The 22735-nt window shown below is 68.4% G+C and carries 24 protein-coding genes; 10 read left to right on the forward strand and 14 right to left on the reverse strand.

From position 1 onward, the window contains the following. Positions 1-63 precede the first annotated feature (63 nt). The 4 genes from OYT95_RS28565 (at position 64) to OYT95_RS28580 (ending at position 2111) form a co-directional block, all read left to right on the forward strand. Positions 64-816 (forward strand): lysophospholipid acyltransferase family protein, encoded by a 753-nt coding sequence (locus OYT95_RS28565; RefSeq protein WP_037233420.1) that lies wholly within the window; start codon positions 64-66, stop codon positions 814-816. 65 nt (positions 817-881) lie between these two features. Then, on the forward strand, positions 882-1097 hold the full coding sequence (locus tag OYT95_RS28570; RefSeq protein ID WP_005258323.1) for a hypothetical protein: 216 nt from the start codon (positions 882-884) through the stop codon (positions 1095-1097). 6 nt (positions 1098-1103) lie between these two features. After that, positions 1104-1670, forward strand: coding sequence for a Clp protease N-terminal domain-containing protein (locus OYT95_RS28575; RefSeq protein WP_268789735.1), 567 nt, complete (start codon positions 1104-1106; stop codon positions 1668-1670). A 60-nt stretch (positions 1671-1730) separates the two neighbouring features. Next, positions 1731-2111: a phage holin family protein gene (locus OYT95_RS28580; RefSeq protein WP_037233424.1), complete on the forward strand. Its 381-nt coding sequence runs from the start codon at positions 1731-1733 to the stop codon at positions 2109-2111. 13 nt (positions 2112-2124) lie between these two features. Here the strand turns inward: OYT95_RS28580 and OYT95_RS28585 are convergent, their stop codons facing one another. Further along, positions 2125-2994 carry a 1,4-dihydroxy-2-naphthoate polyprenyltransferase gene (locus OYT95_RS28585; RefSeq protein ID WP_037233427.1) on the reverse strand — a complete coding sequence of 290 codons (870 nt, stop codon included), beginning with the start codon at positions 2992-2994 and terminating at the stop codon, positions 2125-2127. A 76-nt stretch (positions 2995-3070) separates the two neighbouring features. On the opposite strand from OYT95_RS28585, the gene OYT95_RS28590 reads away from it, so the two are divergent. Continuing rightward, a complete protein-coding gene (locus tag OYT95_RS28590) occupies positions 3071-6322 on the forward strand; it encodes an AfsR/SARP family transcriptional regulator (RefSeq protein WP_268789736.1) in 3252 nt (1083 codons plus the stop codon). Between the two features lie 9 nt (positions 6323-6331). On the opposite strand, the gene OYT95_RS28595 is transcribed toward OYT95_RS28590, so the two are convergent. Further along, the gene (locus tag OYT95_RS28595; RefSeq protein WP_268789737.1) at positions 6332-7075 is read right to left on the reverse strand and encodes an IclR family transcriptional regulator; all 744 of its coding nucleotides are present in this window, start codon (positions 7073-7075) and stop codon (positions 6332-6334) included. Beyond that, complete coding sequence (locus tag OYT95_RS28600; RefSeq protein ID WP_268789738.1) at positions 7075-8589, reverse strand: APC family permease; 1515 nt, start codon at positions 8587-8589, stop codon at positions 7075-7077. Before OYT95_RS28600 ends, OYT95_RS28595 begins: the two co-directional genes overlap by 1 nt. A gap of 226 nt (positions 8590-8815) precedes the next feature. On the opposite strand from OYT95_RS28600, the gene OYT95_RS28605 reads away from it, so the two are divergent. Genes OYT95_RS28605 through tatA form a run of 3 tightly spaced genes read left to right on the forward strand, consistent with a single transcriptional unit; the run spans position 8816 to position 11266 of the window. Next, on the forward strand, positions 8816-10396 hold the full coding sequence (locus OYT95_RS28605) for a flavin monoamine oxidase family protein (RefSeq protein WP_112301786.1): 1581 nt from the start codon (positions 8816-8818) through the stop codon (positions 10394-10396). Positions 10397-10424: 28 nt separating this feature from the next. Next, positions 10425-11099, forward strand: a complete 675-nt coding sequence (locus OYT95_RS28610) for a Rid family hydrolase (protein WP_268789739.1) — start codon at positions 10425-10427, stop codon at positions 11097-11099. Beyond that, positions 11099-11266 carry a Sec-independent protein translocase subunit TatA gene (gene tatA, locus OYT95_RS28615; protein ID WP_005252050.1) on the forward strand — a complete coding sequence of 56 codons (168 nt, stop codon included), beginning with the start codon at positions 11099-11101 and terminating at the stop codon, positions 11264-11266. Before OYT95_RS28610 ends, tatA begins: the two co-directional genes overlap by 1 nt. 53 nt (positions 11267-11319) lie before the next feature. On the opposite strand, the gene OYT95_RS28620 is transcribed toward tatA, so the two are convergent. The 10 genes from OYT95_RS28620 to OYT95_RS28665 form a co-directional block, all read right to left on the reverse strand. Then, positions 11320-12150 (reverse strand): ABC transporter permease, encoded by an 831-nt coding sequence (locus tag OYT95_RS28620; RefSeq protein WP_009474694.1) that lies wholly within the window; start codon positions 12148-12150, stop codon positions 11320-11322. After that, on the reverse strand, positions 12147-13133 hold the full coding sequence (locus OYT95_RS28625) for a daunorubicin resistance protein DrrA family ABC transporter ATP-binding protein (protein WP_005252054.1): 987 nt from the start codon (positions 13131-13133) through the stop codon (positions 12147-12149). Before OYT95_RS28625 ends, OYT95_RS28620 begins: the two co-directional genes overlap by 4 nt. A 148-nt stretch (positions 13134-13281) precedes the next feature. After that, entirely contained in the window at positions 13282-14196 is a 915-nt protein-coding gene (locus OYT95_RS28630; protein ID WP_112301914.1) for a hypothetical protein, read from the reverse strand. Between the two features lie 169 nt (positions 14197-14365). Then, positions 14366-15511 (reverse strand): o-succinylbenzoate--CoA ligase, encoded by a 1146-nt coding sequence (menE, locus tag OYT95_RS28635; protein WP_268789740.1) that lies wholly within the window; start codon positions 15509-15511, stop codon positions 14366-14368. Further along, positions 15508-15807 carry a DUF3349 domain-containing protein gene (locus OYT95_RS28640; RefSeq protein ID WP_005252058.1) on the reverse strand — a complete coding sequence of 100 codons (300 nt, stop codon included), beginning with the start codon at positions 15805-15807 and terminating at the stop codon, positions 15508-15510. Before OYT95_RS28640 ends, menE begins: the two co-directional genes overlap by 4 nt. A 2-nt stretch (positions 15808-15809) precedes the next feature. Further along, positions 15810-16163, reverse strand: a complete 354-nt coding sequence (locus OYT95_RS28645) for a DUF3349 domain-containing protein (protein ID WP_037233450.1) — start codon at positions 16161-16163, stop codon at positions 15810-15812. Positions 16164-16208: 45 nt separating this feature from the next. After that, positions 16209-16475, reverse strand: a complete 267-nt coding sequence (locus OYT95_RS28650) for a hypothetical protein (RefSeq protein WP_037233452.1) — start codon at positions 16473-16475, stop codon at positions 16209-16211. An 11-nt stretch (positions 16476-16486) separates the two neighbouring features. Continuing rightward, on the reverse strand, positions 16487-17695 hold the full coding sequence (locus OYT95_RS28655) for an inorganic phosphate transporter (protein ID WP_037233454.1): 1209 nt from the start codon (positions 17693-17695) through the stop codon (positions 16487-16489). A gap of 79 nt (positions 17696-17774) precedes the next feature. Then, positions 17775-18170 carry a VOC family protein gene (locus tag OYT95_RS28660; protein WP_037233456.1) on the reverse strand — a complete coding sequence of 132 codons (396 nt, stop codon included), beginning with the start codon at positions 18168-18170 and terminating at the stop codon, positions 17775-17777. 3 nt (positions 18171-18173) lie between these two features. Further along, positions 18174-18623, reverse strand: a complete 450-nt coding sequence (locus OYT95_RS28665; protein WP_037233459.1) for a hypothetical protein — start codon at positions 18621-18623, stop codon at positions 18174-18176. A 153-nt stretch (positions 18624-18776) separates the two neighbouring features. Between OYT95_RS28665 and OYT95_RS28670 the strand changes: the two genes are divergently transcribed. Continuing rightward, positions 18777-21104 (forward strand): arylsulfatase, encoded by a 2328-nt coding sequence (locus OYT95_RS28670; protein WP_268789741.1) that lies wholly within the window; start codon positions 18777-18779, stop codon positions 21102-21104. Between the two features lie 7 nt (positions 21105-21111). On the opposite strand, the gene OYT95_RS28675 is transcribed toward OYT95_RS28670, so the two are convergent. Beyond that, positions 21112-22005: a 1,4-dihydroxy-2-naphthoyl-CoA synthase gene (locus OYT95_RS28675; protein ID WP_037233464.1), complete on the reverse strand. Its 894-nt coding sequence runs from the start codon at positions 22003-22005 to the stop codon at positions 21112-21114. Between the two features lie 73 nt (positions 22006-22078). On the opposite strand from OYT95_RS28675, the gene OYT95_RS28680 reads away from it, so the two are divergent. After that, positions 22079-22732: a PaaI family thioesterase gene (locus OYT95_RS28680; protein WP_112301792.1), complete on the forward strand. Its 654-nt coding sequence runs from the start codon at positions 22079-22081 to the stop codon at positions 22730-22732. Positions 22733-22735: the final 3 nt, after the last annotated feature.

Genomic DNA, 22735 nt, shown 5'->3' on the forward strand with positions numbered 1-22735 from the left:
CACCGTAGGCTACGCAACCGTAGGTTGGTAGCCTGGCGATAGGACGACGGAGCGGGGACGAGCATGGACAAGCCCGAGGTAACTCTCGAGAACTACGAAGCGGTGTACGCGTACTACCGCGACCATCAGCAGAATCGGATGCTCGCCATGCTGGCGTACGCGTCGCTGTATGCGAAGTACCGGCCGCGGATCACGTACGCGGACGATGCGAAGGCGCAGCTGGCCGGGCTGGTGAAGTCCGGCAGGGTGCTGATCGTCGCCGCCAATCACATCACCCACAGTGATCAGTACACGCTCGCGGCCACGGCCTGGAAGACGCCGCTGCGCCGCGCGATCGGACGCACCCGGGTGCTCGCGAAGGACGAACTGTTCGTCGATCCCGACCTGCACAAGAAGGTCGACATGATGGGCGGTATCCCGGTGTTCCGCAGCAAGAACTACGGTCTCCGGGCGGTCGCCGACGCGGGCCGGCTCATGATGGACATCTCCGCCGAACGGGTGTGCCGCGGTGACAACCTGGCGATCTTCCCCGAGGGCACGTGCAACGAGGACGACCCGACCCGCCTGCAGCACATCAACAGCGGCATCGGTCACATCGCGAAACGTGCGGCGGATCGCGGAGTCTCACCCGTGCTGCTGTCCATCGGCATCAGCTACGGGCCGGACGCCCACGGGCCCGATACGGAGAACGTGAAGTCGGCCAGCGTCTTCGTCGGAGAGCCACTGTTCGACCTCCCGGCGAAACCGATGGACATCGCCCACGTCGTGCAGAAGGACCTGCAGATCGCCGTCGACGGGGCGGTCGCGGCGTACTGACGGCCGCCCCGGAAATCTGTCAAGAAGGGTTGACACCTGATCGGTGTCAACCTAAATTGACATGCATGACCGAAGCAACCACGCTCGCCGCAGCGGCGGGCAGCCCCGACCCCGCCGAGGGGTTGCGGGCCGTGCGTGCGCTGCGGCGTCTCCTCGAACGGCTCGAGGCCATCCAGGTCGCCAACGCCCGCGCCCAGGGCTGGTCCTGGCAGGCGATCGCCGACTCCCTCGAGGTGAGCAGGCAGGCCGTCCATCAGAAGCACAATCGGAGAGGGAGGTAACGGCGCATGTTCGAACGATTCTCGACGGACGCCCGGGCCGTGGTGATCGGCGCGCAACAGGAAGCGCGCGCACTGAAGTCGCCGCAGATCGGGCCCGAACACCTCGTACTCGCGCTGCTGTCCATGGAAACCGAACCCGTCCACGGCATCCTCGCCGACGCCGGCATCGAGGAGGAGAAGTCGCGATCGACCGTCGCGACGCGCGGCACGGCCTTGAGCGACGCCGACGCCGAAGCGCTCGAATCGATCGGGATCGACCTCGACGCGGTGCGGCAGAGCCTCGAGCAGAATTTCGGCAAGGGCGTCCTCGACCCCGAAGAGCCGTCGGCGAAGCGCGGCTGGTTCGGCCGGAAGTCGGGGCACATCGGGTTCACCCGCGACGCGAAGAAGGCGATCGAACTGTCACTGCGGGAGGCGCTGGCGCGCAAGGACGATCACATCGGCGCCGAGCACATCTTCCTCGGAGTGCTGCGAGTGGCCGACGGCACGACGCGGGAGATCCTCGAGGTCCAGGTCGGTGTCGGCGAACTCCGCCGTCGCGTGCACGCGGCACTCGACGACCGCGCGGCCTGACCATCCCGGTCCCGCGTCATCCGGTTCCCGTTTGTCCGAACGATGTGCCAGCATGCACCCATGACCTTCTTGGTACGCCTCGTCATCAACGCGTTCGCGATCTGGCTGGCGGCAGCCTGGGTGTCGGGCATCGACATCTCCAGTTCGGGCAACGGAACCGGATGGGACATCGTGGTGCTGCTCGGCATCGCGCTGGTGTTCACCGTCGTCAACATCTTCGTCAAACCACTCGTGAAGTTGTTGTCGCTGCCCTTGTTGATCCTGACGCTCGGCCTGTTCACCCTGGTGATCAACGCCCTGATGTTGCTGCTCACCGCATGGTTGAGCTCCCAGACCGATTACGGACTGACCGTCGACGGCTTCTGGACGGCCCTGTGGGGAGGCCTGATCATCTCGATCGTCAACTTCGTCCTCGGCATCCTTCTCCCGGACGGCGACTGACCCGGCGGGGCGCTCAGGCGGCCGACAGGGCCACGGCGGTGGCGGCGCCCCAGATCAGCATCGCCAGCCCCGAATCCCGTAGCGCGGGAATCAGTGCGAGGCCCAGGCCGCCGGAGCGGACCGGCGCGTTCGCCCGGACCGCGAGAGGCAGGGCGAGCAGTCCGACGAGCGACCAGGGAGTGCGCAGCACCAGGACGAGCGTCACCACGAACGGGACCGTCAGCGTGACGAGATGCAGGATGCGCGTACGCGAGTCGCCGAGCCGGACGGCGAGCGTCCGCTTGCCGGATTCGGTGTCGGTCGGAATGTCCCGCAGATTGTTGGCGACGAGAACCGCGCTCGAGAACGAACCGACGGCGATCGCGGACACGAGGCCGGCCCAATCCACCGTCTCGGCCTGCACGTACTGGGTGCCCAGCACGGCGACGAGACCGAAGAACACGAAGACGGCGACCTCACCGAAGCCGCTGTACCCGTACGGCTTCTTGCCGCCCGTGTAGAACCAGGCCCCCACGATGCACAGGGCGCCGATCAGCACGAGCCACCAGGCGGTGGTGACGGCGAGGACCAGACCGGCCACCGCGGCGACGCCGAAGCAGGCGATGGCCGCAGCCTTCACCGCCGACGGTTTCACCAGCTTCGACCCGACGAGCCGCAGCGGCCCCACCCGCTCGTCGTCGGTGCCCCGGATCCCGTCCGAGTAGTCGTTGGCGAAATTGACGCCCACGATCAACGCGAGAGAGACCACCAGTGCCAACACTGCCTTCCACCACACCGCGCCGCCGAGCGACGCCGCGGCGCCGGTGCCCACGAGCACCGGGGCGATCGCGTTCGGGAGGGTGCGCGGACGAGCGCCTTCGATCCATTGAGCAGCCGTTGCCATGTACCGATCTTTGCACCGAGCGAGAAGACGCCCGCACCCACGCCGTGCAATACCATCGAACGCGGTGGACCAGCACATGAGCGTGGACGAGAGGGTGGCACCCGCAAGCACACCGATCCAGGTCGCCTTGCTGGGTGAGGTATCGACGTGGCGGTCGGGCGTGCTCGCACCGCTGCCCGGCACCCGCGCGCGCAGTCTGCTGGTTGCTCTCGCCCGCGATCCCGGCCGGAGCCGGTCGGCGCAGGCCCTCATCGACGAGGTGTGGGGCGAGGATCCCCCGCGGTCCCCGATGAACGCGCTGCACACGCAGGTCTCCCGTCTGCGCGCGGCGTTGCCGGACGGGGCGCTGGAGATCGGCCCGGCCGGTTATCGGCTGGCGGTACCCAGGGATGCCGTCGATCTGACGCGCGCGGAGGACGTGGCACGCCGGCTGAGGGGCCGGGGGAACGGTCGCAGCGTCGGGCCGGACGAGATCCGCGATGCCCTCGCGCTGTGGCGCGGCGACCCCGGTGCCGACCTTCCCGGCGGTGCCGCCGCAACGGAACTCGCCGCCGATGCCGCAGTGATCCGGGGGAAGCTCGAGGCCGCGGAACTGGCGGCGCTGGTTGCGGTCGAAGACTGGGACGCCGCCCTCCCGAAGGCGCTGGCCCACGTCGCCGCCGAACCTCTGGACGAGCAAGCGCACGCGCACCTGATGCGGGCTCTCGCCGGGCTCGGACGGGACAACGAGGCGCTGGACGTGTTCGCGACCTTCCGCAAGCGGATGGTGTCCCGGCTGGGGGCCGATCCGTCGCAGGCGCTCGTCGCCCTGCACACCGAGATCCTGCGGGGCGGACGTTCCGACGGGGTAGCGGCTCGGCACCTCGCGTCGCCGGATCGGACGGCGATCGGGCTCCGCGCGGCACCCAACGCCCTCCTGGGACGCGACTCGGACATCACGGAGATCGAGAGGTTGCTCACGTCCTCGCGGGTGGTAACCGTCCTCGGGCCCGGCGGTGCCGGCAAGACGCGAATCGCACACGAACTGGGTGCGCGCGCCGCCGCAGGGACATCCGTGGCTCTGGTGGAACTCGCGTCGCTGCGCAGCAGTGAGGACGTCGTGGCGGCGATCAGCAGCACGCTCGGGCTCAGCGAGGTCGACATCGCGCCGGGCCGGCTCACCGTCAGCCGCGTCCATTCGGCGCGGGAACGGCTCCGGGAAGCGTTGTCGGCAGGGCCGATGCTCCTGATCCTCGACAACTGTGAGCACGTCATCGGCGCCTGCTCCGAGGTCGTGGCCGACCTGGTGGCCGCAGGCGACCAGCTGACCGTCCTCGCCACCAGCCGGTCACCTCTCATGCTCGCGTCCGAGGCCGTGTACCCGCTGCCGCCGCTCGCGATCGACGACGACGACGCGCCCGCCGCCCGACTGTTCACGGCGCGGGCCCGCGCCGTGCGGCCCACCGCGCGCCTCGACCCGGAGACGGTACGCAGCGTCTGCCGCACCCTCGACGGTCTCCCGCTCGCGATCGAACTGGCCGCCGCCCGGGTACGCAGCATGAGCGTCGAGGACATCGGCCGACGGCTCGAGCACCGGTTCGCGCTGCTGCGGTCGCACGACCCGACATCGCCCGAGCGGCACCGCACGCTGCACGCCGTCATCGACTGGAGCTGGCAGCTTCTGGGCGAGCAACAGCAGATCGCGTTGCGCAGACTCTGCCGGTTCCCGGCGGGGTTCACCCTCGACGCCGCCCGGACGATCGCGGAGTGGGACGGCGTCGACGACGTCGTGGACGCTGTCGAGGGTCTCGTCAACCAATCCCTGCTGTCCGTGTCGGAGACTTCGGACACGCTGCGCTACTACATGCTCGAGACGGTGCGCGAATACGGCGAGGAACAGCTCGCGGCGGCCGGCGAGGGATCGGAAGTGTTTGCTCGCCAAGGGGTCTGGGCCAGTCGGTTCGCGTCCGAGGCGCTCCGCCGGTGCCGCGCCGACCAGGTCGCGCTCGCGGACGACATCGACGCCGACCACGACAACCTGCTCGCGGTCCTCCGGTGGGCGGTCGAGCGCGACGACGCCGAGACGGTGGCGACCGTGTTCCCGGTGCTGGGCGGCCTGTGGGCCATTCGGGGCGCGCACTCGGAGGTGATGAACTGGACCCCGCGGATTCTCGGGTCGACGGCGGACGCGGACCTGACGGACGTCGGTTCGGAACTGGTGGCGTACACGTTCCTGCTCGCGGCGATGCACCTGGTCTTCGGTGGCCAGACACGCACGCTCGCCCGTGCCCGGATCCGGCTGCGTCACCTGCTCCGGGAACGCCCCGACCTTCCGTCGGTCACCGGGTTCGCGGTCCGGCTCATCCTGTCGCTGGGTTCGGGACGGCGCCTGGCCAGGATCGTCGCGGAAGGCGTGCGCTCGGAGGATCCGGAGACCCGGGCGGCCGCCCTCTCCGCGCGGGCCAGCATGCGGGAGAACCTCGGCGACTTCCGCGGCGCGATGAAGGATGCCGCGACCGTGTCCGAACTGTGCGGGGCGATCGGTGACGTGTGGGGCACAGCGATGGCGTCGCAGTTCCTCGGCTCACTGCAGAGCCAGTCCGGCGAGTACCGGGACGCGGTGCGGCACTATCAGGATGCCGTCGAGGGCATGCGGAAGCTGGGTGCGCAGGAGGAGGCGGATCAGCTGTGGAGCTTCCAGGCCTCCGCGCTGATCGCCGACGGTGACGTGGATGCCGGCCGGAAAGTGCTGGCCGAGACGGTACTCGAGCATCGCGGTGCGGGCACCGGGACCGACGACCACCAGCCGGACGAATGGCGGGCCGCCGCCACCGGCAGCCTCGCGGAAATCGATCTCGCGGACGGCGACGTCGAACGCGGGCTCGCCCGCTACCGTGAGGCGCTGGACATGGTGTATCCCCGGATGCTGTCCGAGCCGTACGCCGATCCGTTCGGAATGATGCTGGCGGCGTCGGTGGTGTGCGCTCACGTGCTGCACGGCCGGTCCGAGATGATGGTGGAGTTCGTGCCGAAGCTCGCGGAGGCAGCGCTGTCGAGGCTGGGGCAGGGTGCCTATCAGGATCTGCCGGTCACCGGAGCCGTCGCGGCCGGTGTGGGGTGCTTCGAGCTCGCGCACGGCGATCAGGAGCGGGGCCTCGCCCTGCTGGCGTTGTCGGTGAAAGCGCGCGCCCGGCAGGACATCGCCTCGCTGCGACACCCCGGGCACGTCGCGTTCGCGCTCGACCGGGTGGGCGAGGACCACTGGGAGTCGGCGCAGAAACGGTTCGGCAACTGGTCGCGCCGCGCGGTGCGCGCCGAAATCCTGGACCTGCTCGCCAGTTCGAGGTGAGCGTCGGCCTCAGGCGGGGACCCGGCCGCTCACCCGGGCCGCGCACGAGCGCAGAAGGTCGGTGAGTTCCGGATCGTCGACCGCCAGGCGTCCGGTCTTGCCGATCGCCGCAAGACAACCGACCACCGCGTTCTGCGCATCGTGCACCGGGACGGCGACGGCGCTGCGGCCCACCCGCACCTCGTCGACCTCTCGGGCCGAGCCCGCGTGACGGACGGCGTCGAGTTCGCTCTGCAGCGCGGCGATGTCGGTGATGGTCCGCGACGTGACTTGGCGCAGAATCGGCGGCACGAGGTCCGGACGGGACGCGAGGAGGATCTTGCCGATGGCGGACGCGTGCAGCTGCGCGGCGATGGTGTTCTCGCCGCTGAGTTCGTGGTCGGGGTCCCGGTCGATCAGTCGCACCCGGCCGCCCGCGAACGTCGCCAGATGGATCCCGAACCGGACCTGCTCGCGCAGTTCCTCGAGCACGGCGTGGTGGTCGACCGGGTCCGGCGCCGCATCCGCCCCCGCGAGCTGCCTTGTCCTGCGGCCCAGCGCGAACCCGGACAGATCGGCGATCCGCACCAGATAGCCGTCGGCGGTCAGGAGATTGAGCAGCCGGTACGCCGTGGCCTGGGGGATCCCCGCGTGCGCGGCGATGTCTCGCGCGGTCGCCCCGGACCCGAGTTGAGCCACGGCCTCGAGTAAAGCGAGTGCCTTCTGCACGGCGCGTGGTTCGTGGCCCGCGATCTCCCCGGCTCGGGCGCCCATCACCGGGACCCGGATGTACGTCCAGCCGCCGTCAACGCGAGGTTTCCGGCGGCGTCCGTGGCGAACACCCCGGCTCCCGGCAGCACGTCGTCCGTTTCCGCGGTGTCGAACACACCCATCGACCGCAGGCTCGCCGGGTGGCGCCATCGCAGGTACAGCTGCCACGCCGAACCCGACAGCAACAGGGTCAGCACCACGGTGGGGACCATCGCGAAGCCGTGGGCCATGTTCACGAACAGCATGTAGGCCAGGACGATTCCGCCGGCGGCGCTACCCGCGACTCCCGCCACCCGTACGAGCGGGGTGTGCTCCCCGATCCGGCTGAGGAACCGCACCGACGCCACGGCCACCAGCACGTACGCCGCGACCACCGCGGTCCTGGCGATCAACTGCACGTGACCGAATCCGGTCGACTTGCCGACGATGCCGAACGTCGCGGCACCGGCGCACACGGCGCACACGATGACCGCCAGCGCCGCGTACGGGGTGCGGTAGCTGCGGTGCACCCGGGCGAACAGACGCGGCACGACTCGTTCGATCCCCATCGAATACAGCAGGCGCGACGCGGCATTCGACGACGCCATCGCCGACGCCAGCCACGACGTGCCCAACCCGAGGTTCAGGGCGATCACCACGGCCGGGTCGACCCCGGTGGAGGTGCCGTGCAGATACGCGTTGACCAGGGTGTCCGTGCGACCGGACCAGGCGGCCCACGCCGAGAAGATGAACAGAGCGCCGCAGATCATCGGCGTGAGCATCACGGTGCGGGTGACGGTGGCGAGCGGGCGCTTGGCCTCCGGCCCGAAGAACGTGGCGCTCTCGAAGCCGGCAAGGGCGAACACCGCGGCCAGCGTCATGAGCAGCGGCCCGTACGCGGAATCGGACGGCGGCACCGCGGCGTGCTGGCCGCCGGCGCCGGTCACGATCATCAGACCGACGATGAACAGCAACGAGCACGATTCGACGGCGAGGATGGCGAGGGCCGCGAACCGCACTCCGCGGACCAGGCAGCCGAGGATCACGATCGCGATCCCGGCGTACACAAGGAGACGTTCGGCGGGTTCGCGCAATTCCAGCCCGAAGAAGCCGAGCGCCGCGATCACGGCCTGGCCACCGTGGTACAGCGTCATCACCGCACTGCCCACGTACTTGGTCAGCATGGCGACCCCGGCGGTCAGCGCGGCACGCGTGCCGAGGCCCTGGAACACGAAACTGTAGAGCCCGCCCGCGGCCGCCATGCGTCGCGTGAACTGCGAGACGCACACCGCGATCAGGGAGACCACCACCGTCGCGACGACGATCGTGATCAGACCGCTCAGCAGCATCTGGTGGGTGAACATGGTGACGGGCAGGACCACCATCGACACCGCCGGAGCCGTCGTGGCCACCGACTGGGCGAGAACCTCGAAGCCCGACAACTGCCGCCGGCCCAGCGCGCGCAACGGCGACAGGGCCTGACGTTCGGGCTCGCCGGTGGCGAACGAACGCGCGATGGCGTCGGAAAGGGCTGACATGCGCGTGAAACTAGCTGGGTCGTGTTGCCGAAAAGTTTCGGTTTCGGGTCGAACTCCGACTCGGGAGTGAGAACGGCACGCGCCCGTTCTCGCTCGCCGGCCTCAGACTGTTTCGCCGCCGACAACTTCCCGACTCGCGTCCCTCCCAGGATGAATCCGGACAAGTTACCCGGGTCGCCGGGCGCAAGAATGGGAGCGCGAATTGGCATTCACACGTAGATCTTTCATGAAGGGCCTCGGGGCCACCGGAGGCGCAGGACTCGCGTACGGTGCGATGTCGACGCTCGGGCTCGCACCGTCGACCGCCGCGCCCGCCCGTGCCTTCCAGCCACTCGCGGCCGGCGACCTGATCGGCAAGGTGAAGGGCAGCCACTCCGTGGTCGTGCTCGGCGGCGGCCCAGCCGGTCTGTGTTCGGCGTTCGAACTGCAGAAGGCCGGGTACAAGGTGACGGTCCTCGAGGCCCGCACCCGGCCCGGTGGCCGGGTCTGGACCGCCCGGGCCGGCACCGAGGAGACGGACCTGAACGGTGAGACGCAGAAGTGCACCTTCTCGGAGGGCCACTTCTACAACGTCGGCGCCACCCGCATCCCGCAGAGCCACATCACGCTCGACTACTGCCGCGAACTCGGCGTCGAGATCCAGGGCTTCGGGAACCAGAACGCGAACACGTTCGTGAACTACGCGAGCGACACGTCGCTGTCCGGCCAGTCCGTCACCTACCGGGCCGCGAAGGCCGACACGTTCGGCTACATGTCGGAACTGCTGAAGAAGGCCACCGATCAGGGCGCCCTGGACCAGGTACTGACCCGGGAGGACAAGGACGCGCTGTCGGAGTTCCTCAGCGACTTCGGTGACCTGTCCGACGACGGCCGCTACCTGGGTTCCTCGCGTCGAGGTTACGATTCCGAGCCCGGAGCCGGCCTGAACTTCGGCACCGAGAAGAAGCCGTTCGCGATGCAGGAAGTGATCCGCAGCGGCATCGGCCGAAACTTCAGCTTCGACTTCGGTTACGACCAGGCGATGATGATGTTCACCCCGGTCGGCGGCATGGACCGGATCTACTACGCGTTCCAGGACAGGATCGGCACCGACAACATCGTCTTCGGCGCCGAGGTCACGTCGATGAAGAACGTGTCCGAGGGCGTCACCGTCGAGTACACCGCAGGCGGCTCGAAGACGTCGATCACCGCCGACTACGCGATCTGCACGATCCCGCCGCACCTCGTCGGGCGACTGCAGCACAATCTGCCCGCCGACGTGCTCACCGCGCTGAAGGGGGCCAAGCCGTCGTCGTCCGGCAAGCTCGGCATCGAGTACTCGCGCCGGTGGTGGGAGACGGAGGACCGCATCTACGGCGGCGCATCCAACACCGACAAGGACATCTCGCAGATCATGTTCCCGTACGACCACTACAACTCCGATCGGGGCGTGGTCGTCGCCTACTACAGCAGCGGTAAGCGGCAGGAGGCGTTCGAGTCCCTCACCCACCGCCAGCGGCTCGCCAAGGCGATCGCGGAGGGCTCGGAGATCCACGGCGAGAAGTACACCCGCGACATCTCGTCGTCGTTCTCGGGTAGCTGGCGTCGCACCAAATACTCCGAGAGTGCCTGGGCGAACTGGGCGGGCAGCGGCGGCTCGCACGGTGGGGCTGCCACTCCCGAGTACGAGAAGCTCCTCGAACCCGTCGACAAGATCTACTTCGCCGGCGACCACCTGTCCAACGCCATCGCCTGGCAGCACGGCGCCCTGACGTCCGCCCGCGACGTCGTCACTCACATCCACGAGCGCGTGGCCCAGGAAGCCTGACACACCCGAAGAACAAGGAGCCCGAACAGTGAAGTCTTTTCGTACCAAGGCCATGACCGCCGCGCTCGCCGCATCCGCTCTGATCGCCGGGGCGACGTCGTGCTCCTCCGACGAGGCGGCAGCGGAGGCGCCCGGCAGCACCTTCGTCTCGAAGTCCGTTCTCGAAGCCGGGGAAGCGAATCCGATGATCGCGCAGGGTGTCGCGATCGGTGGCGGCACCGCCGTCTACAAGTCGAGTGGCATCGGCCCGGGCGCGTCCAACAAGGCCGCACCCGAAGGCACCCCCGAGTCGTACATCGACACCGACGTGTTCGCGGGCGGCGCACTCCCGGCCGGTGTCACGATCACCGAAGCGCAGGGCATCAACGCGCTGACGCGGATTCGCGACAATCTCGAGGCACAGGGCCTGACACTCGAGGACGTCGTGACCATGCGGGTGTTCCTCGACAACGCCCCCGGCACCGACCGCGCCGACTACGCCGGCTGGAACCGCGCCTACCGGCAGTTCTTCGCGAACACCAACCTCGACACCGGCGACACCGAACTGGTCCCCCTCGGCACCGCGGAACCGGCCGCCCCGATGGAACGGAACTCCGCGCGTCCCAGCCGGTTCGCGCTCGAGGTCGCAAGCCTGCCCGCCGCGGGCTGGCTCGTCGAGGTCGAGGTGGACGCCGTGTACCCCGACGGTGAGGAGCCCCAGTAGTGGGGGCGCTGAGCCCGAGCCACTGGGCGATCATCGCGGTGGTGCTCGTGGTGCTGTTCGGGTCGAAGAAACTCCCGGACGCCGCCCGCGGCCTGGGCCGCTCCATGCGGATCCTCAAGACCGAGGTGGGGGAATTGCAGGCGGACGCCCCCGAACTGGAGAAATAGGCGAAGCGAGCCGGTGGACCCCGCGTCCACCGGCTCGCTTCGTTCTTCGGGTATCAGGCCTTACGCATGTACGTCCGCACCGTCAGCGGAGCCATGATCGCGACGATCACGGCGGCGCCGAGCAGCGACCACACGACATGGACACCGAAGTGGCCGTCGTTGACCAGTTCCCGCACCGCGGTCACGACGTGCGACACGGGGTTGACGTTCACGAACGCCTGCATCCAGCCCGGCATCGTGTCGGCGGGCACGAACGCGTTGGACATGAACGTCAGCGGGAACAGGATGAGCATCGAAATGCCCTGCACCGAGGACGCTTTGCTCATGAGGACGCCCATCAGGGCGAAGATCCAGCTGATCGAGAACGCGCAGACGATGACGAGCGCGCCTGCCGACACCACCCCGACGACACCGCCGCCGGGCCGGTAACCCATCGCGATACCGACGGCGAACGTGATGGTCGTGGCGATGCCGTACCGCACGACGTCGGCCAGGAGTGCACCGGAGAGCGGCGCGATCCGGGCGATCGGCAGGGACTTGAAGCGGTCGAAGACGCCCTTGTCCATGTCTTCCCGCAACTGGGTGCCCGTCACGATCGACGTGGTGATCACCGTCTGGACCAGGATGCCCGGGATGATGATCGGCAGATACGACGCCACGTCGCCGGAGATGGCGCCACCGAAGATGTACGTGAACATCAACGTGAAGATGATCGGCTGGACGACGACGTCGAACAGTTGCTCCGGGTTGTGCTTGATCTTGAGCAGTCCCCGGTACGCCATGGTCAGCGTGTTCGCGACGGACTGCTCGAGGCTGATCCGGTTCCGGGCCTCCGGAATCGGTTGGGGGCCCGCGTGAGTGCGGGATTCGAGGGTGGTGGTCATGCGACGCTCCGTTCGGTGTCGGCCTCGGTGGCGTCTGCGCCGTGGCCGGTGATGGTGAGGAAGACCTCGTCGAGACTCGGCTTCTGGACGGTGATCTCGTCGACGGCGATCCCGTGGTCGCGCAGTCGGATCAGCAGTTCCACGGTGAGCGACGGATCGGTCATCGGCGCGGTGAGCCGGCCGATCTCCGGGGTGATCGCCACCTCCACACCGAGAGTGTGGGCGATCACCGAACGCGCGTCGTCGGTCTGCCCGCGATCGACCAGGGTCAACTGCAGAGAGGAGACGCCCACGGACGCCTTCAGCTCGTCGGCGGTGCCGTCCGCGATCACCTTTCCGCGGTCGATGACGGCGATCCGATCGGCCAGCTGATCCGCCTCGTCGAGGTACTGCGTGGTGAGCAGCACCGTCGACCCGTCCGCGACCAGCCTGCGGATCGTGTCCCACATCTGGGCACGCGTCCGAGGGTCCAGACCCGTCGTCGGCTCGTCGAGGAACAACAGCGGGGGATGGGCTATCAGGCTGGCCGCCAGGTCCAGACGTCGACGCATGCCGCCCGAGAAATTCTTCAGCGGCTTCGTCGCCGCCTCGGTGAGGTCGAACTCCTCGAGCAGTTCCGTGCACTTGCGGCGGGCGTCACCCCGGCTCAGGCCGAGCAGTCGGGCGAAGATCACCAGATTCTCGACCGCCGACAGGTCCTCGTCGACGGACGCGTACTGGCCCGTGACACCGACCAGCGAGCGCACCGCGTTCGGTTCGCGCACCACGTCGTGGCCGAAGATGCGGGCCTCGCCGCCGTCCGGACGCAACAGCGTCGCAAGCATCCGCACCGTCGTGGTCTTGCCGGCGCCGTTCGGGCCGAGCACTCCGTACACCGACCCGGTCGGAACGGACAGGCTCACGCCGTCGACGGCACGCTGACGGCCGAAGAGCTTCACGAGCCCGTCGGCCTCGATGGCTGGGGGAGTTGCAGTGAGGTTCATGCCGTAGACGATGCAGCCCACCCCTTGCAGCGGGCTTGCACGCCTCTTGCACGGGCTTGCGGACGCTGCTGTCCTGCGGATTCACAGACATTGGTCGGAATCAGGGGCAATTGCGCCGGAATCCGGCGAATGTCACGGCAAACGTCCGTCAGCGCCGGTGCTCGGCACGCGCGCAAGCCCTGCCGAAGCGCGCCTTGACGGCAGCGAAGTCGAACAGGTCCCGCCACGTCCACCGGACGACCTCGTACCCGGCGTCGCGGATCGCGTCCTCTCGGAGCTTCTCGCGGTGGACCGCTACTGCCGCCTGGCCACCGTCGACGCCGTATTTCCCCAGGCCATCGAACTCCCCGACCACGCCGAATTCTTTCCAGAAGAAATCGACTCGGCCAAGGAAGTCACCGGTGCCGTCGTGGAGCACGTGCTGGAGTTCGGGAGACGGCAGGTTGTGCCGACGGATCTGGATGCGGCTCAGCGACTCCCCAGGGCTCTCGCTGCGACCGTCCAGGAAGCTCGCTGCCCGCCGCGCTGTCGCGATACCTTTGCGAGGTCCTGCCCTGCCGACCTCGTCCAGAATCTCGTCGAGCGTGACGAGTCGACGGTGCAGCGCCGAATCGCCGACGACGACGGCTTGGTCGAACGTCGAGATGCGTGCGGTGTCGACCACTGTCCGGGCGGGGGAGGTGACCGCCAGCCCGCCCAGGGTGACGACGTCGGACGCGTCCAACGGCGTGGCGTGGACGTGGACTCCCGTGGTTCGGCCACCGCCGGAGGCCTGGCTCCTCGTCAGATGCACCCGTTCCAATGGCAGGTCGCCGAGGTCCATGCCGTGCAGCAGTGCCGCAGAGGTGTGGCTCACCACGACGCCGGGTGGTCGCGACTGCAGGGCCGCCGCAATGCGGGCCCGGTGTAGCGCAGGCGCATCGAGTGCGGCGAAGTGCTCGTCGGAAACGTACGCACCCGCCGCGATTCGCACGAGACGCCCGGAATCGCGTGCATGCCGGATCTCGGAGTCGGTGAAACCGTCGGCCAAGGCTCTGCGTCGAAAGATCACGTCGTCGCTCATGGCGACATCGTGCCCCACCCCCGCGGTGGTGATCGGTTTGCTCACCTGGGCTTTCGCGGAGCCTGTGGATAGAGGTCGGCTTGTGGATAACAGCATCCGCGTGGATTCTGGCCAGACGCGCGGAAATTGCGGGCGCATCTGGCCAATGTCTACGCAGATCGGCGACCCGCTAGCCGAACCGCGATTCCAGCGCGCGCCGGTCGATCTTCCCCGGACCTCTGAGGGGGAGGGCGTCGACGAGGTGCAGTTCGCGTGGGGCGGCGGTGGGGTCGAGGGTGCGTTCGACGACGGAGCGGAGTTCGGCGAGTGTCGGTTCGGTGCCGGGCTCGGCGACGACGACGGCGGTGACACGGCGCCCCAGTCGCTCGTCGGGGAGGCCGATCACCGCGCATTCCCGGACCGCGGGGTGCGTGACGAGGGCCGCCTCGACCACCTGCGGGACGACGGTGAGACCGCCGGTGGAGATGGCCTCGTCGAGCCTGCCGGAGATGCTGAGGACGCCGTCGGTGACGGCGCCGGCGTCGTCGGTGCGGAACCAGCCTGGTTCGGCGAACGCCGGGTGGTCGGGGAGTCCGCGGTAACCGGACGCGAGCATGTGCCCGCCGAGGAGGACGCGGCCGTCACCGTCGATCCGCATCCGGGCGCCGTCGAGGGGCACCCCGTCGTACACGCATCCACCGCACGTCTCGCTCATTCCATACGTACGGACGACGGTGATGCCGGCGTCGACGGCGCGCCGCAGGACCGGGGCGGGGGTCGCGGCTCCGCCGAGGAGGACGGCGTCGAGTGCGGCCAGCGACGCCACGGCGTCGGGGTGGTCGAGGGCCTTGACCAGCTGGGTCGGAACGAGCGAGGTGTAGCGGCGGGGTCCGCTCATCGACGCGACTGCGGCAGGCAGCGCATCGGGGTCGAAGCCGTCGGTCACGTCGATCACCACCGGCTCGGTGCCGGCGAGGACACTGCGCAGCAGCACCTGCATGCCCGCGATGTGGTGGGCGGGAAGAGTCAGCAGCCAGGAGCCCGGACCGCCGAGCCGCGCGTGTGTCGCCTCACCGCTGGCGCGGAGAGCGGCCGCGGAGAGCATGGCCCCCTTCGGCACTCCGGTCGTGCCGGACGTCGCGACCACGAGGGCGACGCCGTCGTCGATCGGATCCCCGGGGCGCAGCGCATCCGTCAGTCGCCGGGTCTCCCGCTCGTCCGCGGCGGGGACGGGGAGCGCGGCCGGGGCGGTGCCGTCGAGGATCGCCGACAGCTGCGGCAGGATGCCGAGAACCCCGACGCCCGACGGGACGGGCAGGACCTGCAGTTCGCTCACTGTGCAGGCCCGGCGAGCGGCCAACCGCCCGCTGCGAGGTTGCTGCGCACCCGGTCGACGTCCGATTCCAACGGCAACTCGTCGGTGACCTTGGTGATGAGTACCTGGATGTCGGTCTTCTCGATGGGCAGATCGCCCTCCTCGACGAGGGCGTCGGCGACGGCGTCCACCTCGTCTTCCGACAGACGGCGGGTGAGCAGCGCGAACAGCGGAATGTAGTCCTGCTCGGGCACGCCGTTCGGGTAGCCGGCTCGCAGCCAGCCGATGATGGAGGAGAGAAACGGTGGAAGGCTCATGGTTAGCCTGCGTCGCGGGTTTCTTCCGTGTCGCCGGAATCGTCGCCGCATTCGGCGTCGGGTCCGACCGGCCACCCTCCGGCCTCGAGGTTCTCCGTCACCCGGGCGACGTCCTCCTCGGACGGTTCCTCGTGGGTGATCTCGCTGATGAGGCGGCGGATGTTGTCGTAGTCGACGTGGCGTTCGGGTGTCTCGTGGGCTGTCTCGATGGACAGCGCGACGACCTGTTCGATTTCCTCGTCGGTGAGACGGCGACGCAGCACGGCCAGCAACGCGAAATGGTCCTTCGCCGGGATTCCCTCGGGGTACCCGGCGCGTAGCCAGTCGAGCACGGAGCGAAGTGAATTCTTGGGCACGCGTTCGGCTTCTTTCGTCGATGGAACGGGACTCGTGGTCGCCGCTCAGAAGATGTGGATACCGAAGCTGCTGGCCAGGAAGCCCTGCATCAATAGCAGTATCCCAGTGATGATCGCGATCAGCACCACGGCGAAGCAGGCCCAGGCGCCGATCCGGCCTGCGACGGTCGGCTGCGAGACTCCCTCACCGGTGTCCGCGCCGCCGAGAGAACGGAGTCCGAGCGCGAAGATCGCGGGGAGGCCGGCACCGAACAGCAGACCGACGAGGATGACCTGCCAGAGCGAGTGGATGGTGGTGGTCAGCAATGTCATGGCGCGCCCCCTCAGCGGTTCGTGGCGGGACCGGCGGAGTCCGCGGTCTCGGCCACGCCCGGCTCTGCGGGTTCGGCGGGAACGTGGGCGTCGTCCGACTCCCACTCGGCGTTGACGTTGCCGGACGTCACCGGCTGCAGGCGGGAGCGCAGGTACATGAACCCGGCGAGCACGATCAGGGCGGCGAACACGACGAGAACACCGGGCAGACCACCGATCATGTGGGCGATGACCCAGCACACGGCTCCGACGATCGCCGCGGACGGCAGCGTGACCAGCCACGCGACGGCCATGCGTCCGGCGATGCCCCAGCGGACCTCGGCGCCCTTGCGTCCGAGCCCGGTGCCGAGGATGGAGCCGGTCGCGACGTGTGTGGTGGACAGCGGCAGTCCCAGGTGGCTGGACGTCAGGATGATGGCGGCGGACGAAGACTCCGCGGCCATGCCCTGGGGAGCGGCGATCTCGACGAGTCCCTTGCCGAGGGTGCGGATGATGCGCCAGCCGCCGAGGTAGGTGCCGAGCGCGATGGCGATCGCGCAACTGAGCTTCACCCAGAACGGCATCTCGTCGTCGGCGGACAGGGATCCGTGCGCGACCAGTGCGAGGAAGATCACGCCCATCGTCTTCTGGGCGTCGTTGGTTCCGTGGGCCAGCGACACCAGGGACGCGGAACCGATCTGACCGATGCGGAACCCGTGCTCCTTGGTGTCCTCCGGCACGCCCGAGGTGATCCGGTAGACCAGCTTGGTGCCCGCAGTGGCGACCAGTGCGGCGACCACAGGGGCGAGGACGGCGGGAACGACGACCTTGCTGAGCACGCCGCCCCACTCCACACCGCTCATGCCGATGGACGCGATGGCCGCACCGATCAGTCCGCCGAACAGTGCGTGGGAAGAGCTCGACGGCAGGCCGAGCAGCCACGTCGCCAGATTCCAGATGATGCCGCCGACCAGGCCCGCGAACACGATGAGCAGCAGGTCCTCGCCGCCCACTTCGCCCAGGTTCACCACGCCCTTGGCGACTGTCGCCGCCACCTCCACGGACAGGAACGCGCCGACCAGATTCAACGATGCGGAGAGCGCGACAGCGGCCTTGGGGCGCAGAGCTCCCGTCGCGATCGAGGTGGCCATTGCATTGCCGGTGTCGTGAAAGCCGTTCGTGAAATCGAAAGCGAGGGCGGTGACGACCACCACCAGGAGAACTACGAGCTCTGCGGTCACACCCAGATTGTGCGGATTTCAACCGAAAAAGTACAGCTGACGTCCGGTGCACAGGATCACTCCTGCGTATGGCCTCCGGTCAGTTCTCACCCTTCGGACGGGAGTCGCGGCGGATGGGGTGATCCTCCGGGATCTGCACCAGAACGATCGGGATTCCGTCGGGGTCCGCGATCCACATCTCGTACAGTCCCCACGGTTCCTGCCGGGCCTCGCGGTCGATCTTCACCCCGGCGAGAACCAGCTCGGTCTGGACCGCGGTGAGATCGCGAACCTGCAGCCACAGGGCGCCGTCGAAGGAGGACGACTCACCGGTTCCACCGTGCGCGGCAACCTCGATCAGGCCCTGACCGGCGAAGAACACCGTGCCCCCGGGGTATTCGCGGGCGGTGGCGAGGCCGAGGATGTCGCGGTAGAAGCTGAGCGTCGTCGTGTAGTCGCGCGGCCGTAGAATCGTCCTGCTGCTGAGGATCTCCACCCGTCACCCTCCTTCGCCGGGCCGGGCTTCGTGTCCCGTCCGGCCGTGTGTGCGTCGATCTTCCTTCATCTCCGCCTCGAACAGGTGCCGCCGTCCGTCGGCGAGTTCGTGACGAGCGCCACGTTCGTGCTCGCGCAGCGGCGACCAGTAGTGGTCGTCGAACTCCTCGACGAGCTGGAACGTCCACCGGCCCTCGACGACGTTGCGCCCCACCAGCTCGGACTGCACCCGGTCCGCGACGGCCGCGTGTCCCGCGTCCCGCAGCGCGTCGACGGCTTCACCGAGCTGAAGATCGGCGTGTCCGATCAGCTGATGGAACGAGTAGAGGTGCCCGCGGGCACGCTCGACCGTTTCGAGGGCCTCGGACAACTTCCCGAGCGCGGCGACGGTGTCGTCACTGACTCCGGGCGGACGACGATGTTCCGGTGCGGGGAGCTCGCGGTCGATGCTCATGTGGGTCAGTGTGCCCGAATCGGGGTCGCCGCGCGCCCTCTCCTGCCGAGGCGACGAATCCGCTCGCGGATTTCACCCCCCGAGGGTCTACTCGCGCGCGACCGGCCGGTGCTGGACTGGACAGGCAGCGTCGGACGACGAGGGGACTGGGCGATGAGTTCGAGCGTGACAGGCGTGCCGATTCCGGGTGGCGAATCGTTACCGTTCCCGCCGACGCCGTCGGGAAGCATCGCCGGCCGGACCATGCAGGAGTCGGTGTACAGCCCCCATCCGAAGGAGCGGCGGCTCCACGACGACGCCCCGAACATTCTGATCGTTCTCATCGACGACGCCGGGCCGGGCCTGCCGAGCGGTCTCGGCGGTGAGGTGAACACCCCGACGCTCGATGCGATGTTGCAGGACGGTGTCGGCTACAACCGATTCCATACGACCGCAATGTGTTCGCCGACCCGGGCGTCGCTGTTGACCGGCCGCAACCACCATCGCGTCGGGAACGGGCAGATCGCCGAGCTGGCCAACGACTGGGACGGCTACTCCGGCCACATCCCACGGTCGAGTGCGACGGGGCCGGAGGTGCTGCGCCAGTACGGGTACAGCACTGCCGCATTCGGGAAATGGCACAACACACCGGCCGAGGAGACCACCGCCGCCGGTCCGTTCGACAACTGGCCGACAGGTCTCGGGTTCGAGTACTTCTACGGCTTCCTCGCCGGCGAGGCGTCGCAGTACGAGCCGAACCTGGTGCGGAACACGACGGTGGTGCTGCCCCCGAAGACACCGGAGCAGGGTTACCACCTCAGTGAGGACCTCGCGGACGACGCCATCGGCTGGCTGCGCAGGCACAAGGCATTCGATGCCGACAAGCCGTTCTTCATGTACTGGGCAAGCGGCTGTCTGCACGGACCGCACCACATCATGAAGCCGTGGGCCGACAAGTACGCCGGGAAGTTCGACGACGGATGGGATGCCTACCGGGAGCGGGTCTTCACGAGGGCGAAGGAGAAGGGCTGGATCCCGCCCGAAGCCGAGTTGACCGACCGCGACCCGACGATGGCCGCGTGGGACGACATTCCCGAGGACGAGAAACCGTTCCAGCGCCGGCTGATGGAGGTGGCGGCCGGGTACGCGGAGCACTGTGACGTCCAGGTGGGCAGGCTGTTCGACGAGCTGGACCGTCTCGGGTACCGGGACGACACCCTCATCCTGTACATCTGGGGCGACAACGGCTCGTCCGGTGAGGGCCAGAACGGCACGATCAGTGAACTGTTGGCGCAGAACGGCATTCCGACGACACCGGCGCAGCACATCGCGGCACTCGAACAACTCGGTGGCCTCGACGTCCTGGGGTCGCCGAAGACCGACAACATGTATCACGCGGGCTGGGCGTGGGCGGGCAGCGCACCGTACAAGGGGATGAAGCTGCTGGCCTCCCATCTCGGTGGCACCCGCAACCCGATGGTCGTCCGGTGGCCGGCGAAGGTGGCACCGGACCCGACACCCCGCACGCATTTCCTGCACTGCAACGACGTGGTGCCGACGCTGTACGACATCGTCGGGATCACCCCGCCGCGGACGGTGAACGGTGTTCCGCAGGACCCGGTGGACGGCGCCAGCTTCGCGCAGACGCTCGTCGAACGCGGCGCGGCCGGGGGAAAGCTCACCCAGTACTTCGAGATCATGGGCAGCCGGGCGATCTACCACGACGGCTGGATGGCGTCCGCGTTCGGGCCGCGCGCACCCTGGGCGGCCGGTGTGCCCGGTGGCATCCGCGACTGGAGCCCGGACGACGACGTGTGGGAGCTCTACAACCTGGACGAGGACTGGACCCAGAACCGGGATCTCGCCAAGCAGCATCCGCAGAAGCTGGCGCAACTGCGGGAACTGTTCGTGATCGAGGCCGCGAAGAACAATGCGCTTCCCATCGGCGGCGGGCTGTGGGTCATCGCATTGCATCCCGAGCAGCGGATCACGACGCCGTACACGAGCTGGGAGTTCTCCGGCGACACGATCCGCATGCCCGAGTTCTGTGCTCCCGCGCTGGGCAACAAGAACAACCGGGTCACCCTCGACCTCTCCGCGCCGGAGAATCCGAACGGCGTGCTCTACGCACTGGGAAGCAATGCCGGCGGACTCACGTGCTTCGTCGACGACGGCTACCTCTGTTACGAGTACAACCTGTTCATCCTGATGCGCACCAAGATTCGTTCGACCGTGCCGATCCCGCCGGGCACCCGCACCGTGCAGGTCGTGACGGAGTTCGTCGAGGCGCGGCCCGGAGGACCGCTGAACGTGAAGCTCTGTGCCGACGGCACCGTCGTCGGGGAGGGGCAGGTGCCGGTGAGCGTGCCGTTGCTGTTCACAGCCAACGACTGTCTCGACGTCGGCACCTGCCTCGGTTCCCCGGTGTCGCTGGACTACTACGACCGGGCGCCGTTCCCGTTCAACGGCACCATCGACCGCATGGCGGTCGAGTACACGTAGGGAAGGCTCAGAAATACCAGGGGTACGGCTTCCAATCGGGTTCGCGCTTCTCGAGGAAGGAATCGCGGCCCTCCACGGCTTCGTCCGTCATGTACGCCATGCGGGTGGCCTCGCCGGCGAACAGCTGCTGCCCGACGAGACCGTCGTCCTGCAAGTTGAACGCGTACTTGAGCATGCGCTGGGCCTGCGGGGACTTGCCGTTGATCTTGGTGGCCCAGTCGATTGCGACGTCCTCGAGTTCGGCGTGGTCGACGACCTTGTTGACGGCGCCCATCCGGTGCATCTCCTCCGCGGTGTACGTCTCACCGAGGAAGAAGATCTCGCGGGCGAACTTCTGGCCGACCATCTTGGCGAGGTAGGCACTGCCGTACCCGCCGTCGAAACTGCCGACGTCGGCGTCGGTCTGCTTGAAGCGGGCGTGTTCACGGCTGGCGAGCGTCAGGTCGCAGACCACGTGCAGGCTGTGACCGCCGCCCGCGGCCCAGCCGTTGACGAGGCAGATGACGACCTTCGGCATGAACCGGATCAGCCGCTGGACCTCGAGGATGTGGAGGCGTCCGGCGCGGGCCTTGTCGACGGTGTCCGCGGTTTCGCCTTCCGCGTACTGGTATCCGCTGCGGCCGCGGATGCGCTGGTCGCCGCCGGAGCAGAACGCCCAGCCCTCGTCCTTCGGGCTCGGACCGTTGCCGGTGAGCAGCACGGCGCCCACGTCGGACGTCATCCGGGCGTGGTCGAGCGCCTGGTACAACTCGTCGACGGTGTGCGGTCGGAAGGCGTTGCGCACTTCGGGACGGTCGAACGCCACCCGGACGATTCCCTGGGTGACATGCCGGTGGTAGGTGATGTCGGTCAGGTTCTCGAAACCGGGAACCGGTCGCCAGTGCTGCGGGTTGAAAGTCACGGCTCCGAGGTTATCGGGTGGCGTTGGCGGGTGTCCGCGCGCGCAGGACTTTGCCCGGGTTTACCGTGCAGGTATGAGCGAACAGGCTGCCGACGTCACCCGTCTCGACGGCAAGGGCGACGACGAGTACGAGCACCACGGCGGGTTCCCCAAATACGAGCCGGTGACACCCGGTCCGGACTGGGCGCGGTTCGTCGAGGGAATGCGCACGTTGCAGGACCTCGCGGTGTCGGTCAACGCCCCGGACGACGTGCTCACGCAGGCCGCGGACCAGGTGGAGAAGCTGGCCGAACTGCTCGGCCCACACGTCGTTCCCGAGGGGCGGTCGCCTGCGGGCCGCACCATCGAATTGCCGGGCCGGGGGAGTCTCCTCATGCCGCCGTGGAACATCGAGAAGTTCGGGCCCGAGGGGGTGCGCAGCGCGGGCATGTTCCGGCGCTACCACCTCGGTGGCAACGGCGCCGCGCACGGCGGCACACTGCCCCTGCTGTTCGATGACTTGATGGGCATGATCGTCCACGCATACGGGCGGCCCATCAGCCGTACCGCCTACCTGCACGTGAACTACCGCGCGATCACACCGCTCGACACGCATCTGACCGTCGAGGGCAGCGTCGACCGGGTGGAGGGGCGCAAGACGTTCATCACCGCCCGGTTGATGCAGGACGACACGTTGCTCGCCGACTGCGAGGCCCTCATGCTCCAGTTGCTGCCCGGGCAGCCCTGACCC

Origin of the sequence: Rhodococcus sp. JS3073 (assembly GCF_026810085.1) — a bacterium.
GTDB classification, from domain to species: domain Bacteria; phylum Actinomycetota; class Actinomycetes; order Mycobacteriales; family Mycobacteriaceae; genus Rhodococcus_F; species Rhodococcus_F wratislaviensis.

Coding starts and splice junctions, on each gene's coding strand:
- OYT95_RS28565 (WP_037233420.1), top strand. CDS start 64: ATGGACAAGCCCGAGGTAACTCTCGAGAACTACGAAGCGGTGTACGCG.
- OYT95_RS28570 (WP_005258323.1), top strand. CDS start 882: ATGACCGAAGCAACCACGCTCGCCGCAGCGGCGGGCAGCCCCGACCCC.
- OYT95_RS28575 (WP_268789735.1), top strand. CDS start 1,104: ATGTTCGAACGATTCTCGACGGACGCCCGGGCCGTGGTGATCGGCGCG.
- OYT95_RS28580 (WP_037233424.1), top strand. CDS start 1,731: ATGACCTTCTTGGTACGCCTCGTCATCAACGCGTTCGCGATCTGGCTG.
- OYT95_RS28585 (WP_037233427.1), bottom strand. CDS start 2,994: ATGGCAACGGCTGCTCAATGGATCGAAGGCGCTCGTCCGCGCACCCTC.
- OYT95_RS28590 (WP_268789736.1), top strand. CDS start 3,071: ATGAGCGTGGACGAGAGGGTGGCACCCGCAAGCACACCGATCCAGGTC.
- OYT95_RS28595 (WP_268789737.1), bottom strand. CDS start 7,075: ATGGGCGCCCGAGCCGGGGAGATCGCGGGCCACGAACCACGCGCCGTG.
- OYT95_RS28600 (WP_268789738.1), bottom strand. CDS start 8,589: ATGTCAGCCCTTTCCGACGCCATCGCGCGTTCGTTCGCCACCGGCGAG.
- OYT95_RS28605 (WP_112301786.1), top strand. CDS start 8,816: ATGAAGGGCCTCGGGGCCACCGGAGGCGCAGGACTCGCGTACGGTGCG.
- OYT95_RS28620 (WP_009474694.1), bottom strand. CDS start 12,150: ATGACCACCACCCTCGAATCCCGCACTCACGCGGGCCCCCAACCGATT.
- OYT95_RS28625 (WP_005252054.1), bottom strand. CDS start 13,133: ATGAACCTCACTGCAACTCCCCCAGCCATCGAGGCCGACGGGCTCGTG.
- OYT95_RS28630 (WP_112301914.1), bottom strand. CDS start 14,196: ATGAGCGACGACGTGATCTTTCGACGCAGAGCCTTGGCCGACGGTTTC.
- OYT95_RS28640 (WP_005252058.1), bottom strand. CDS start 15,807: ATGAGCCTTCCACCGTTTCTCTCCTCCATCATCGGCTGGCTGCGAGCC.
- OYT95_RS28650 (WP_037233452.1), bottom strand. CDS start 16,475: ATGACATTGCTGACCACCACCATCCACTCGCTCTGGCAGGTCATCCTC.
- OYT95_RS28665 (WP_037233459.1), bottom strand. CDS start 18,623: ATGAGCATCGACCGCGAGCTCCCCGCACCGGAACATCGTCGTCCGCCC.
- OYT95_RS28670 (WP_268789741.1), top strand. CDS start 18,777: ATGAGTTCGAGCGTGACAGGCGTGCCGATTCCGGGTGGCGAATCGTTA.
- OYT95_RS28680 (WP_112301792.1), top strand. CDS start 22,079: ATGAGCGAACAGGCTGCCGACGTCACCCGTCTCGACGGCAAGGGCGAC.